This window comes from Saccharopolyspora sp. NPDC000359, assembly GCF_040300525.1.
Classification (GTDB): Bacteria; Actinomycetota; Actinomycetes; order Mycobacteriales; family Pseudonocardiaceae; genus Saccharopolyspora.
Genome location: NZ_JBEPDU010000065.1, coordinates 24,287 through 38,438, shown reverse-complemented (window position 1 = coordinate 38,438; position 14,152 = coordinate 24,287). Strand labels below are relative to the sequence as shown.

Genomic DNA, 14,152 nt, shown 5'->3' with positions numbered 1-14,152 from the left:
ACCTCGTGGGCGCCTCTTTTCGAGCCCCGCACCCCCCCGGCGGCCCCCCCTACCGCGCCCCTTCGACCGGTCCCCCCCCTCCCGGCCGCAGCGCCCACCACCCCGTCGGCGGGCGTCAGCCCTGGTGGAAGGCCGGGTTGCGGACCGGGGAGCCCTGGCCGACCGGCGAGATCGGCAGCAGCTTCCGCCCGGTCGGCCCCACCTCGATGTCGGTGCCCATGGTCGGGCACACGCCGCAGTCGAAGCACGGCGTCCAGCGGCAGTCGTCCTGCTCGCGGGCGTCCAGCGCGTCCTGCCAGTCCGCCCAGAGCCACTCCTTGTCCAGGCCGGAGTCCAGGTGGTCCCACGGCAGGACCTCGTCCTCGGTGCGCTCCCGGGTGGTGAACCAACCCAGGTCCACGCCCAGCGGCTCCAGCTCGGCCGCCGCGCAGGAGACCCACCGCTCGTAGGAGAAGTACTCGTTCCAGCCGTCGAACCGGCCGCCCTCGCGCCACACCCGCTCGATGACCCGGCCCAACCGCCGGTCGCCCCGGGAGAGCAGGCCTTCGATCATCGACGGCTTGCCGTCGTGGTAGCGCATGCCGATGTTGCGGCCCAGCTTGCGGTCGGAGTTGATCGCCTCGCGCAGCCTGCGCAACCGCGCGTCGACGGTGTCCGGGTCGGTCTGCGAGGCCCACTGGAACGGGGTGTGCGGCTTTGGCACGAACCCGCCGATGGAGATCGTGCAGCGGATGTCCTTCCGCCCGGAGACCTCCCGACCTGCGCGGATGACCTCCTTGGCCATCTCGGCGATCTGCAGCACGTCCTCGTCGGTCTCGGTCGGCAGGCCGCACATGAAGTACAGCTTGACCTGCCGCCAGCCGTTGGCGAAGGCCGCCGAGACGGTGCGGATCAGGTCCTCCTCCGACACCATCTTGTTGATCACCCGGCGGATCCGCTCGCTGCCGCCCTCCGGGGCGAAGGTCAGCCCGGAGCGGCGGCCGTTGCGGGACAGCTCGTTGGCCAGGTCGATGTTGAACGCGTCCACCCGGGTGGACGGCAGCGACAGGCCGGTGTTGGTGCCCTCGTAGCGGTCGGCCAGCCCCTTGGTGATCTCGGCGATCTCAGAGTGGTCGGCCGAGCTCAGCGACAGCAGCCCGACCTCCTCGAACCCGGTCGCCTCCAGGCCGCGCTGCACCATCTCGCCGATGCCCTCGATGGAGCGCTCCCGCACCGGCCGGGTGATCATCCCGGCCTGGCAGAACCGGCACCCGCGGGTGCAGCCGCGGAAGATCTCCACGCTCATCCGCTCGTGCACGCTCTCGGCCAGCGGGACCAGCGGCTGCTTCGGGTAGGGCCAGTCGTCGAGCTCCATGGTGGTGCGCTTGAAGACCCGGTACGGCGCGCGCTCCTGGTTGGGCACGACCTGGTCGATCGCGCCGTCCTCGCGGTAGCTGACGTCGTAGAACTTCGGGACGTACACGCCGCCCGACTCGGCCAGCCGCAGCAGCAGCTCGTCGCGGCCGCCCGGTTGTCCCTCCGCCTTCCAGCGGCGGATGGCCCCGGTGATCTCCAGGACGGCTTCCTCGCCGTCGCCGAGCACGGCGGCGTCCAGGAAGTCGGCGATCGGCTCCGGGTTGAACGCCGCGTGCCCACCGGCCAGCACGATCGGGTGGTCGTCGGTGCGGTCGGTGGCGTGCAGCGGGATCCCGGCCAGGTCCAGCGCGCCGAGCAGGTTCGTGTAGCCCAGCTCGGTGGCGAAGCTGACGCCAAGCACGTCGAAGGCGCCGACCGGGCGGTGCGCGTCCACGGTGAACTGCGGGATGCCGTGCTCGCGCATCAGCGCCTCGAGGTCCGGCCACACCGAGTAGGTGCGCTCGGCCAGCACGTCCGGCTGCTCGTTGAGGATCTCGTAGAGGATCTGGACGCCCTGGTTGGGCAGCCCGACCTCGTAGGCGTCGGGGTACATCAGGCACCACCGGACGGCGGTGTCGTCCCACGCCTTCAGGGTGGCGTTGAGCTCCCCACCCACGTACTGCACGGGTTTGGAAACCTGCGCCAGCAGCGGTTCCAACCTGTCGAAAACGGACTCCACACGCACCCAACCAGGGTAAGGGCCCGACCCCCTGCCGAGGACCGGGGGCGATTCCAGCGGAGTCGACTCGCGTCCCCCGCCGGAACCGCGCAACACGGAATTCAGACTTCGCGGGTGAACCAGATCTTGTCCCGGTCGTCACCGGGGGCGACGCGCACCGCACCCGGCCAGCGGCCCCGCTCGACCCAGCCCAGCGACTCGTAGAAACGCTCCAGGTCGTGGCCGCTGCGGGCGACCAGCTCCAGCCGCTCCAGGCCGAGCGCCTGGGCCTGCACGAGCACGGCGTCGTGCAGCTGCTTGCCCCAGCCAGCGCCCTGCAACCTGGGGTCCACCGCCAGCCACTCCAGCTCACCGGTGTGCCTGCGAACCGGCAGCGCGCCGGGGCGCAGCACCGCGAAGCCGACGAGCTCGTGCTGCTGACCAATGGTGATCAGCTGCACCGCCCGGGCGCGGACGTCCTCCACCAGCTGGTCCGCCGCGGCGCGCAGCTCGTCGACCGGGTCGGCCGGGGTGAACCCGATCGCCCCGCCGGCGACGGTGACCCGCCCGACCAGGTCGGCCAGCGCGTCCGCCAGGTCCGGGTGGACGGTGTCGACCCGGTGCGGCCCGGTGACGAAGGCCGCCGGGTCGATCTCGCCCACCGGGGTCAGAGCTCCGGGAACCAGAGCTTGAGCTCGCGCTCGGCGGACTCCGGCGAGTCCGAGCCGTGCACGAGGTTGAACTGGACCTCCAGGCCGAAGTCGCCGCGGATGCTGCCCGGCGCGGCCTTCTCGACCGGGTCGGTGCCACCGGCCAGCTGGCGGAACGCTGAGATGGCGCGCGGGCCCTCGACGCACGCCGCCACCACCGGGCCGGAGGTGATGAACTCGATCAGGGACCCGAAGAACGGCTTGCCGTCGTGCTCGGCGTAGTGCTGCTCGGCCAGCTGGCGGTCGACGTTCTTCAGCTCCAGCGCGACCAGCTTCAGGCCCTTGCGCTCGATCCGGCTGATCACCTCGCCGACCAGGCCGCGCTCGACCCCGTCGGGCTTGACCAGGACCAGGGTGCGCTCGCTCACGGTTGTCCTCCTTCGTCGCCTTCGGCGCCAGGTGCCACCACGCACCGCGCCCGATTTGCCCGCCAGCGTATCGGCGCAGGTGGCACGCCCGGCGCCGGGGCAGCTCCACGGCCGGTCAGCGCTGCGGGTCGAGGGTCCTGGACCAGAGGGAGCGGCCCGCCTGGTCGCGGAGGTCGACCCGGAGCTGGCCGGTGCGGGCGTCGATGTTGACCTCGCCGAAGTGCTGGAAGCCCTCCAGCGGCGAGGCGCCCTGGCGGGTCGGCGCGCTGAGGAAGACCTGCTCGGGGCCGAAGGTCGGGTCGAGCTCGTTGGGGCCGAAGGCACCGGCGTTGAGCGGGCCGGAGACGAACTCCCAGAACGGGTCGAAGCCCTCGAAGGCCGCGCGCTGCGGCGAGTAGTGGATCGCCGCCGAGTAGTGCACGTCCGCGGTCAGCCAGACGATGTTGCGCACCGAGCGGCGGCTGATCTCCTGCAGCACCCGCGCCAGCTCCGCCTCGCGCCCGTTGGGCACCCCGGGCAGGCCGTTGGCGACGCCCTCGATCTTGTCGCCGTCGGGCACCACGATGCCGATCGGCATGTCCGAGGCGATCACCTTCCAGGTCGCCCGCGACCGGCTGAGCTCGTCGACCAACCACCGCGCCTGGCGCTCGCCGAGGATCCGCTCGTGGCTGGTGCCCGCCGAGTTCGGGTCCCGGTAGCTGCGCATGTCCAGCACGAACACGTCGAGCAGCGGGCCGTGCGGGACCTTGCGGTACACCCGGCCGTCCACCGCATCCTGGCGGCGGACCGGCTGCCACTCGTGGAACGCCCGGAAGGCCCGCTCGGCCAGCACGTCCACCCGCTTCTCGGTGTACGCGTCGGAGTCCAGCAGCTCGCCGGGGTACCAGTTGTTGGTGACCTCGTGGTCGTCCCACTGCACCAGCTGCGGCACCTGTGCGGCGAAGCGGCGGAAGTTCTCGTCGAGCAGGTTGTAGGCGAACTGCCCGCGGTACTCGGCCAGCGTCTCGGCCACCTTGGACTTCTCCGGGGTGACGATGTTGCGCCACACCCGCCCGTCCGGCAGCACCACCGACTCCTCCAGCGGGCCGTCGGCGTAGACCGCATCACCGCTGTGCAGGAAGAAGTCGGGGTTGCGGGCGGCCATGGCGCGGTAGATCGCCATGCCGCCGATGTCCGGGTTGATGCCCCAGCCCTGCCCGACGACGTCGCCCGACCACAGGAACCGCACGTCGCGGCGGCCGCGCGGCACGGTACGGAAGGTGCCGGTCAGCGGCTCGCTGCCCACCCTGCCGTCCAGGTCCTGGGCGGTGACGCGGTAGTGCAGCTGCTGCCCGGGCGGCAGCCCGCCGAGCCGGAGCTCTCCGGTGCCGTCGGTCTCCGGGGTCAACAGCGGGCCCGGGTACCGGCGCACGCCGCGGAAGTCGGCGTGCCGGGAGACCTCGACGAACATCCGCGACGGCCGGTCGGCGCGGGTCCACACCACGGCACCGTCCGGGCGCGGATCACCGAGCTGCACGCCGTGGGTCAGCTCGGGGCGTCCGGAGCGGGCGAAGGCCGGGGCTCCGGACAGCAGCAGGCCGGTGGCGGCGAGACCGGTGGCGGCGGCACCCCGGAGCAGGGTGCGCCGGTTCAGCGCGGGATTGGTGCTCATGCCGCTGGTTCTATCCGCACCAGGCGGCCGCTGGATCACCGCTGGTCGACGCGGAGGTGAAGAGTGCGTGCCGGTCGCGGGCCTGGTGCGTGGCGGATCGGCGCGATAGCTTCACCGCCGTGAGCCGGTCGCCGAGCGCGGCGGGCCTGCAAACCGACTGGCCGGTCTGACGAGGAGGTCCGGATGCGCGCCGCCGTGCACACCGCCGCGAACCAGCCGATGCGGATCGAGGAGCTCGCCGACCCGCGGCCGGGGCCCGGCGAGGTCGCCATCGACGTGCGCTCCTGCGGCGCCTGCCACACCGACCTGCACGTGCTCAAGGGCGAGCTGCCGTTCCCGACCCCCACCGTGCTCGGGCACGAGGTCGCGGGCGTGGTCGCCGAGGTCGGCCCGGGTGTCACCGAGCTCGCGGTGGGCGACCCGGTGGTCACCAGCTTCATCATGCCGTGCGGCCAGTGCGCGCAGTGCGCCCGCGGCAACGAGGAGATCTGCCAGCGGTTCTTCGAGTTCAACCGGGGCAAGGGGCGGCTCTACGACGACCAGACCCGGCTGTTCCGACCGGGCGGCGAGCCGGTGTGGATGTACTCCATGGGCGGGCTGGCCGAGCGGTGCGTCACCCCGGCGACCTCGGTGTACCGGGTGCCCGAGGGGGTGGAGCTGGCCGACGTCGCGTCGGTGGGCTGCTCGACGATGACCGCCTACGGCGCGCTGCGGCACGCGGCGGACCTGCACGTCGGCGACACCGTGGCGGTGGTCGCGGCGGGCGGTGTCGGTTCCGCGCTGATCCAGCTGGCGTCGGTGTTCGGCGCGTCGATGATCATCGCCGTCGACATCAGCGACGAGAAGCTGGCCGGGGCGGAGCAGCTGGGCGCGACGCACGTGGTCAACTCCGCTGAGGTGGACGCCCCGGCCGCTGTTCGCGAGCTGACCGGTGGGCGCGGGGTCGACGTCGCCTTCGAGGCGCTGGGCGCGGTGCCGACGTTCAACGTGGCGCGCGACTCGGTGGTGGAGGGCGGGCAGGTCGTGGTGGTGGGCATCGCCGCCCGCGGCACCACCGGCGAGTTCGACCTGGCCACCATCGCCCGCCGCAAGCTGCAGATCAAGGGTTCCTACGGCGCCAAGCCGCGCCGCGACATGCCGGTCCTGCTCGACCTGGTGGCCCGCGGCCTGCTGCGCCCACAGGACGTGATCAGCCGCCGCTACGCCTTCGACCAGGTCCAGGAAGCCTACGACGCCCTCAAGCGCGGCGAGATCATCGGCCGCGCGGTCATCGACATCGCGTGAACGCCAACGGCACCCACTCGTGAGCGCCAACGGTGGCCCTTACAACCATCCCCACTCACGACCCCCACACACCCACTCGTGAGCGGCAATGGTCGTTCTTACAACCATCCCCGCTCACGAGCGTTCAGTCGGTCTTGTCCTCCGGCGGGTAACCGGGCGGGTGGCCGAGCTGGTCGTAGAGCTGGCCCTCGCGCATGCGGCGGGCCACGTCGTTGCGCAGGTACAGGATGTAGCCCCAGATCGCGGCGAAGATCACGCCCATGATCCCGACCGACGGGTGCACGAACCAGCACAGGATCATCGCGCCCTGCAGGCCCAGCGCGACCGCCAGACCCCACGGGCGGCGCTGCACGAACGCCGCCGCCAGCATCAGCACCGACAGCACCGCGACGGTGACGAACCCGGCGCTGGAGACCCCGCCGCCGAACCGCCAGACCACCGGCAGCGCCAGCATGAAGGTGATGAACTCCAGCACCAGCGTGCCGGCCATGATCCCGCGCAGGCCCTTCCACGGGTCGCGCACCCCGGGCGGCGCCTCCGGCAGGCCCTTCTCGGGCTCGCGCTGGCCGGGCTCGCGCTCCTGCTCGTCCGTCACAGTGCCGCCCCTCCGCGATTTACAGTGGTGGTCGCGCTTCGTGGTGATCGCGCGTTGTGCGGGTTCTCGTGGCTGGCTCGCGCCACTGCCCCCCGAGGTGCGGTTGCTCGGAACCCGGGACCACCGGCCGGGCTGCTCACGCTGGGGGCCGGGTTGCTCACGCCGGTTCCTTGCCGAACAGGGCCCGGGCTTCGCCCGCCGTGACCACCGAGCCGGTGATCACCACGCCGCCGCCGGACACCGATTCGCCCGGGTCGTCGGTCTCCTCGGCGAGCTGGACCGCGGTTTCGACCGCGTCGTCCAGGCGCGGTTCGACGACGATGCGGTCCGGGCCGAAGATCTCCTTGGCCACGCTCGCCAGCGCGTCGGGGTCCATCGCGCGCGGTGAGGAGGTGCGGGTCAACACGACCTCCTCGACCACCGGCTCCAGCTCGGCCAGGATGCCGCGCGCGTCCTTGTCGCCGAGCACGCCGACCACGGCGACCAGGCGGCGGAAGGAGAACTCCGAGCTGAGCGCGTCGGCCAGCGCCCGGGCACCGTGTGGGTTGTGCGCAGCGTCCACCAGCACAGTCGGCGCGGAGCGCACCCGCTCCAAGCGGCCCGGCGTGATGACGCTCGCGAAGGCCTCGCGGACCCGCTCGACGTCGAGCTGGCGATCGGCACCAGCGCCGAAGAACGCCTCGGTCGCGGCGAGGGCGAGCGCGGCGTTGCGCGCCTGGTGCTCGCCGTGCAGCGGCAGGAACACCTCGTCGTAGACGCCGCCGAGGCCCTGCAGGCGCAGCACCTGGCCGCCGACCGCGACGTTGCGCGCCAGCACGCCGAACTCCTGCCCCTCGCGGGCCACCGTGGCGTCGACCTCCGCGACGCGCTCCATGATCGCCCTCTGCGCGGCCGCGGGCTGGGCCGCGACCACGGCGATCGAGCCGGGCTTGATAATCCCGGCCTTCTCCGCGGCGATCCCGGCGATGTCGTCGCCGAGGTACTCGGCGTGGTCCAGGGCGACCGGGCAGACCACCGCGATCTTGGCGTCGACGACGTTGGTGGCGTCCCAGCTGCCGCCCAGCCCGACCTCGACCACGGCGGCTTCCACCGGGGCGTCGGCGAAGGCCGCGAAAGCCATCCCGGTCAGCACCTCGAACTTGCTCATCCGCACGTCGCTACGGGAGTCCACGATGGACACGTACGGCGCTACGTCCCGGAAGGCCTCGACGTAGCCCTCCGGGCTGATCGGCTTGGCGTCGATGCTGATCCGCTCGGTGGCCAGCTGCAGGTGCGGGCTGGTGTAGCGGCCGGTGCGCAGGCCGAGCCCGGTCAGCAGGGCGTCGGTCATCCGCGAGGTGGACGACTTGCCGTTGGTCCCGGCGATGTGCACCACCGGGTAGCTGCGCTGCGGCTCGGCGAGCAGATCGGTGAGCGCCCGGATCCGGTCCAGCGACGGTTCGATCTTGGTCTCCGGCCAGCGTTCGTCGAGCTCGGCCTCCACGGCGCGCAGCTCCAGCAACGCGGCGGGATCGGTGCCGGACAAGTGCCCACTCCCCTGCGAACGACGAAATGTCGAGTTCAGTCTACGGCTCCGCCACGCCCCCGGACCGGAGCCCCGTGCCCACGGCCTCGCGAAGCGCGCCTGCCCCAGCCGCCACCGATTCGTCGAGCACCCGCCGGAAGTGCGGGCAGGCGGCGATGTCGGCGTGCTCGCAGTCCACTGCGTACTCGATGATCTCCAAGGCCGCCTGGACCTCAACCAACCCTTGATCACAGTGGAGGGCACCTTCCGCCGAACCAGTCGGTGAAAGGTGCCCTGCACCTCAGATGGGGGAGCGGCGCACGCTCCGCTGCGCGGACCTCGTCAGCCCTGCGGCAGGGCTTCCAGGCGGGCCTTGATGCGCTCGATCTCGGACTGCGCCGTCTCGCGGCGGGCCTTGATCTTGTCCACCACCTCGGCCGGGGCCTTGTCCAGGAAGGCCGGGTTGGTCAGCTTCTTGTCGGTGCCGGTCAGCTCCTTCTCGGCCGCCGCCAGGTCCTTCTCCAGGCGCTTGCGCTCGGCGGCGATGTCCACCGCCCCGGAGAGGTCCAGCTCCACCGACACGGTGCCACCGGTCAGCCCGACCTCGATGGAGGCCGAGGAGGTGAAGCCGTCGGTCGGCTCGGTGACGCGGGCCAGCGACCGCACCGCGGGCACGTGGTCGGCCAGCCCCAGCTCGGCGACGCCACCGAGCTTGGCCGCCACCCGCTGCCCCGGCTTGAGGCCCTGGTCGGACCGGAACCGCCGGATCTCGGTGATCAGCTTCTGCACCGCGGCGATCCGCTCCGCGGCCGCCTCGTCGGCCACCGCACCGGTCGGCTTGGGCCACTCCGCGACGACCACCGACTCCCCACCGGTCAGCGCGGTCCACAGCGTCTCGGTGATGAACGGGATCGTCGGGTGCAGCAGGCGCAGCAGCACGTCGAGCACGTACCCGAGGACCTCGCGGGTCCGCTCCGCCCGCTCGCCACCGGCGTCCAGCTGGACCTTGGACAGCTCCAGGTACCAGTCGCAGAACTCGTCCCAGGTGAAGTGGTAGAGCGCCTCGGTGGCCTTGGCGAACTGGAAGTCCTCCAGCAACGCGTCCACATCGGACACCAGCTGCTCGGCGCGGTCCAGGACCCACCGGTCGGCGTCGGTGAGTTCGGACCGGTCGGCCAACCGCTCCGGCACCCGCGCGCCGTTCATCATGGCGAACTTGGTGGCGTTGAACAGCTTCGTGCAGAAGCTGCGGGAGGCCGCCACCCACTCCTCGCTGATCGGCGAGTCGGTGCCCGGGTTGGCGCCGCGGGCCAGGGTGAACCGCAGCGCGTCGGTGCCGTAGGTGTCCATCCACTCCAGCGGGTCCACCGTGTTGCCCGCGGACTTGGACATCTTCTTGCCGTGCGCGTCGCGGACCATGCCGTGCAGCACGATCGCCTTGAACGGCGCGACGCCGTCCATCGCGTACAGGCCCATCATCATCATCCGGGCGACCCAGAAGAAGAGGATGTCGTAGCCGGTGACCAGCACGCTGGTCGGGTAGAACCTGCGCAGGTCCGGGGTGTCCTCCGGCCAGCCCAGCGTGGAGAACGGCCACAGGCCGGAGGAGAACCAGGTGTCCAGCACGTCCTCGTCCTGGTGCCAGCCCTCGCCCGACGGCGGCTCCTCGTCCGGGCCGACGCAGACGACCTCGCCGTTCGGGCCGTACCAGATCGGGATCCGGTGGCCCCACCACAGCTGCCGCGAGATGGCCCAGTCGTGCAGGTTGTCGACCCAGTCGAAGTAGCGCTTGGACATCTCCGGCGGGTGGATCGCCACCCGGCCGTCGCGCACCGCGTCCCCGGCGGCCTTGGCCAGCGGGCCGACCTTGACGAACCACTGCAGCGACAGCCGCGGCTCGATCGGCTCCTTGGACCGCGAGCTGTGCCCGACGCTGTGCCGGTACGGCCGCTTCTCCTCGACGATGCGGCCCTGCTCGCGCAGCGCCTCGCGCACCGCGACCCGCGCCTCGAAGCGGTCCATGCCGTCGAACTGGGTGCCGGTGTGGGCGATGCGGCCCTGCTCGTCCATGATCGTCGGCATCGGCAGGTCGTGCCGCTTGCCGATCTCGAAGTCGTTCGGGTCGTGCGCCGGGGTGACCTTGACGGCGCCGGTGCCGAACTGCGGGTCGACGTGCTCGTCGGCGACGACCGGGATCTTGCGGCCGGTCAGCGGCAGCTCGATCTCGGTGCCGATCAGGTGCCGGTAGCGCTCGTCGTCGGGGTGGACCGCGACGGCGGTGTCGCCGAGCATGGTTTCGACCCGGGTGGTGGCCACCACGATCGAGTTCTCCCCGTCGCCGTAGCGCATGGAGACCAGCTCGCCGTCGACCTCCCTGTGCTCCACCTCGATGTCGCTGATCGTCGAGCGCAGCGCGGGCGACCAGTTGACCAGCCGCTCAGCCCGGTAGATCAGGCCGTCGTCGTAGAGCTTCTTGAAGATCGTCTGCACCGCGCGGGACAGCCCGGCGTCCATGGTGAAGCGCTCCCGGGACCAGTCGACGCTCTCGCCGAGGCGCTTCATCTGCCCCAGGATCGCGCCGCCGTACTGCTCCTTCCACTGCCACACCCGGTCCACGAACGCCTCGCGGCCGAGCTCGCGGTGGTCGATGCCCTCGTCGCGCAGCTGCCGCTCGACCAGGGTCTGCACCGCGATGCTGGCGTGGTCCATGCCCGGCAGCCACAGCGCCTCGTAGCCCTGCATCCGGCGGCGCCGGGTGATGATGTCGATCTGGGTGTGCTCGTAGGCGTGCCCGATGTGCAGGTTGCCGGTGACGTTCGGCGGCGGGATGACGACGGAGAACGGCGGCTTGTCGCTGGTGACGTCCGCCGTGAAGTACTCGGCTTCCACCCAGCGCTGGTACAGCTCGGCCTCTACGTCGGCCGGATTCCAGGTCGACGGAAGTTCACGGTGCTGAGCGGCATGGGTCTGTGTCACGGGGTGGATTCTACGAGTGCCTGTTCAGCGGTTTTCCCGGGCATCGACCCAGCCTCGACCGGCGTCTTTGTGACGCTGATCACCCCCGTCGTGCCGCGCTGCGCACGGTGTCGCAGGCTAGGCGCATGTCGCGTGGAGCCCCCGAGCAGGACATCGACGAGAACGCCCTCCGCATCGGCGAGCCCGGCCGCGCCGCCGCCGGGGTCAAGGGGGTGCTGGTCTCGCTGCAGCGCAGCTGGGAGCAGATGGGCGCAGCGCGCACGGCGCGCACGTTGCCGCTGCTCAACCAGCGCGACGGCTTCGACTGCCCGGGGTGCGCGTGGCCGGACCCGCGCGAGGCGGAGGGCGACAAGCGCAAGATCGCCGAGTTCTGCGAGAACGGCGCCAAGGCGGTCGCCGAGGAGGCCACCACCCGGCGGGTCGAGCCGGAGTTCTTCGCCCGCCACCCGGTGGCCGAGCTGGCCGAGCGCACCGACTACTGGCTGGGCCAGCAGGGGCGGCTGACCCACCCGGTGATCCTGCGCGACGGCGACACCCACTACCGCCCGATCGGGTGGGCCGAGGCGTTCGAGGTGATCGCCGAGCGGCTGCGCGGGCTCGACTCGCCGGACGAGGCCGCGTTCTACACCTCGGGCCGCACCAGCAACGAGGCCGCCTTCCTGTACCAGCTGCTGGTGCGCAGCTTCGGCACGAACAACCTGCCGGACTGCTCGAACATGTGCCACGAGTCGTCCGGGTCGGCGCTGACCGAGACCATCGGCATCGGCAAGGGCTCGGTGTCGCTGTCCGATGTGGAGCACGCCGACCTGGTGCTGGTGGTCGGGCAGAACCCGGGCACCAACCACCCGCGGATGCTGTCGTCGCTGGAGAAGGTCAAGCGGCGCGGCGGGCGCATCATCGCGATCAACCCGCTGCCGGAGACCGGGCTGATGCGGTTCAAGAACCCGCAGAACGCGCGCGGCGTGGTCGGTGACGGCACCCAGCTGGCCGACGAGTTCGCCCAGATCCGCATCGGCGGCGACCTGGCGCTGTTCAAGGCGCTCAACGCGCTGGTGCTCGAGGCGGGCGCGGTGGACCGGAAATTCGTGGCGGGCTGGACGCACGGCTTCGACGAGTTCGCCGCGCAGGCCGCCGACGTCGACTGGGATGCCACCGCCGAGGCGACCGGGCTGCCCCGGGAGCAGGTCGAGCGGATCGCCGAGGCGGTGATGTCCTCGGAGCGCACCGTGGCCTGCTGGGCGATGGGGCTGACCCAGCACAAGCAGGGCGTGGCCACGATCCGCGAGATCGTGAACCTGCTGCTGCTGCGCGGCATGATCGGCAAGCCCGGCGCCGGGGTGTGCCCGGTGCGCGGGCACTCCAACGTGCAGGGCGACCGCACGATGGGCATCTGGGAGAAGATGCCGGAGCCGTTCCTGGCGGCGCTGGAGGACGAGTTCGGCGTGCCGGTGCCCCGCCACCACGGCCTGGACACCGTGGACACCATCCGGGCGATGCTGTCCGGCCGGGTCAAGGCCTTCCTGGGGATGGGCGGCAACTTCGTCTCAGCGACACCGGACACCGAGGCCACGATGCGCGCCCTGCGCGGCTGCGAGCTGACCGTGCAGGTGTCGACCAAGCTCAACCGCTCGCACGCCACGCCGGGCCGAACCGCGCTGATCCTGCCGACGCTCGGCCGCACCGAGCGCGACGTGCAGGCTGGTGGCGAGCAGTTCGTCACCGTCGAGGACTCGATGTCGGTGGTGCACCGCTCGCGCGGTCGGCTCAAGCCCGCCTCCGAGCATCTGCTGTCCGAGGTCGCGATCACCTGTCGGCTGGCCCGCGAGCTGCTCGGCCCGCAGCACCCGGTTCCCTGGGAGTCCTTCGAGCGCGACTACGACGTGATCCGCGACCACATCGCGAACGTGGTGCCGGGCTGCGCGGACTACAACCGCCGGGTCCGCGAACCGGACGGCTTCGTCCTGCCGCACCCGCCGCGCGACAGCCGCACCTTCCCCACCGCGACGGGCAAGGCGAACTTCACGGTGAACGTCCCGGAGCCGATCGAGGTCCCGACCGGTCGCCTGCTGCTGCAGACCCTGCGCAGCCACGACCAGTACAACACCACGATCTACGGCCTGTCCGACCGCTACCGCGGCATCGAGGACGGCCGCCGCGTGGTCCTGGTCCACCCGGACGACATCACCGAACTCGGCTTCGCAGCGGGAGATCTGGTCGACGTGGTCTCCGAGTGGCCGACCGGGGACGGCGTGGAGGAGCGCCGCGCGGACCGCTTCCGCATCGTCGCCTACCCCACGGCCCGCGGCTGCGCCGCGGCCTACTACCCGGAAGCCAACCCCCTGGTCCCGCTGAACTCGGTGGCGGAGAAGTCCAACACCCCGGTCTCCAAAGCCATCACCATCCGCCTGGAGCGGAGCTGACGGACGCGCATGGCCGAGAACTGGGACGGTGTGCCGGGCTGCCGCGGTGCTCCCCTCCCCGATGCGCTGCGCGAACTGGTCAGCGGCTGAAACCACCCGGCGTCATCGCTGTGCTCACCGGGATGCGGACTACGAGACGGCCAACGCGAGCCAGTCCGCGGAAGAACCCGCTCGACATCGCGCAGGGCGACGAGGCCCTGTCCGATCACCTGAGGAACACGACCTGGGCGACTTCAGCGTCGTGAGCGGCGATGGTGGTTCATGCGACCATCGCCGCTCACGACCGTCAAGTTGACCGTGCAGGTGGCGACCAAGCCCAACCGCACGCAACGCACTCCGCCGCCCGCTGGTGGTGGTCGGGCGAAAAAGTGCTTCGCACACGTCTGCAGCGCCGCTCAGCGCTGATCGCGCGATCACCCGCGGCGGATGCTCCCGCTCCGGGTCCCGGGTGGACGGCACCGTCGCCCAGGCGGACACCGGCTGACCACCGGCGGATTCGATGCACCCCGGTGGAACTCGGATCCCGCCCGCAACAGCAGTCTCAGCTGCTCCAGTCCAGCAGGTTCCCAGCAGGAGTCTTGTAGGTGCGCA

Annotated in this window: 10 protein-coding genes; 2 read left to right on the top strand and 8 right to left on the bottom strand. The window is 71.4% G+C overall.

The genetic code is table 11. The features are described from left to right. Nucleotides 1-115: 115 nt before the first annotated feature. From ABT324_RS30020 to ABT324_RS30005, 4 genes are all read right to left on the bottom strand, one after another. Complete coding sequence (locus ABT324_RS30020; RefSeq protein ID WP_351184298.1) at nt 116-2,080, bottom strand: TIGR03960 family B12-binding radical SAM protein; 1,965 nt, start codon at nt 2,078-2,080, stop codon at nt 116-118. A gap of 95 nt (nt 2,081-2,175) precedes the next feature. Next, a complete protein-coding gene (locus ABT324_RS30015) occupies nt 2,176-2,715 on the bottom strand; it encodes a GNAT family N-acetyltransferase (protein ID WP_351184296.1) in 540 nt (179 codons plus the stop codon). A 5-nt stretch (nt 2,716-2,720) separates the two neighbouring features. Continuing rightward, complete coding sequence (gene ndk / locus ABT324_RS30010) at nt 2,721-3,131, bottom strand: nucleoside-diphosphate kinase (RefSeq protein ID WP_351184294.1); 411 nt, start codon at nt 3,129-3,131, stop codon at nt 2,721-2,723. Nucleotides 3,132-3,246: 115 nt separating this feature from the next. Beyond that, nucleotides 3,247-4,782, bottom strand: coding sequence for an alkaline phosphatase D family protein (locus ABT324_RS30005; RefSeq protein WP_351184292.1), 1,536 nt, complete (start codon nt 4,780-4,782; stop codon nt 3,247-3,249). Nucleotides 4,783-4,965: 183 nt separating this feature from the next. On the opposite strand from ABT324_RS30005, the gene ABT324_RS30000 reads away from it, so the two are divergent. Next, nucleotides 4,966-6,066 carry a zinc-binding dehydrogenase gene (locus ABT324_RS30000; RefSeq protein ID WP_351184290.1) on the top strand — a complete coding sequence of 367 codons (1,101 nt, stop codon included), beginning with the start codon at nt 4,966-4,968 and terminating at the stop codon, nt 6,064-6,066. A gap of 124 nt (nt 6,067-6,190) precedes the next feature. On the opposite strand, the gene ABT324_RS29995 is transcribed toward ABT324_RS30000, so the two are convergent. The 4 genes from ABT324_RS29995 to ABT324_RS29980 all read right to left on the bottom strand — a co-directional run bounded on the left by ABT324_RS29995 (nt 6,191) and on the right by ABT324_RS29980 (nt 11,141). Further along, complete coding sequence (locus ABT324_RS29995; RefSeq protein ID WP_351184288.1) at nt 6,191-6,661, bottom strand: DUF4233 domain-containing protein; 471 nt, start codon at nt 6,659-6,661, stop codon at nt 6,191-6,193. A 157-nt stretch (nt 6,662-6,818) separates the two neighbouring features. Next, nucleotides 6,819-8,186: a bifunctional tetrahydrofolate synthase/dihydrofolate synthase gene (gene folC, locus ABT324_RS29990; RefSeq protein ID WP_351184286.1), complete on the bottom strand. Its 1,368-nt coding sequence runs from the start codon at nt 8,184-8,186 to the stop codon at nt 6,819-6,821. A 40-nt stretch (nt 8,187-8,226) separates the two neighbouring features. Next, nucleotides 8,227-8,406 (bottom strand): hypothetical protein, encoded by a 180-nt coding sequence (locus ABT324_RS29985; protein ID WP_351184284.1) that lies wholly within the window; start codon nt 8,404-8,406, stop codon nt 8,227-8,229. Between the two features lie 101 nt (nt 8,407-8,507). After that, the gene (locus ABT324_RS29980) at nt 8,508-11,141 is read right to left on the bottom strand and encodes a valine--tRNA ligase (protein WP_351184282.1); all 2,634 of its coding nucleotides are present in this window, start codon (nt 11,139-11,141) and stop codon (nt 8,508-8,510) included. Between the two features lie 125 nt (nt 11,142-11,266). Here ABT324_RS29980 and ABT324_RS29975 point away from each other — a divergent pair, with 125 nt between their 5' ends. Then, nucleotides 11,267-13,561, top strand: a complete 2,295-nt coding sequence (locus ABT324_RS29975; protein WP_351184280.1) for an FdhF/YdeP family oxidoreductase — start codon at nt 11,267-11,269, stop codon at nt 13,559-13,561. The last annotated feature ends 591 nt before the right edge of the window (nt 13,562-14,152 follow it).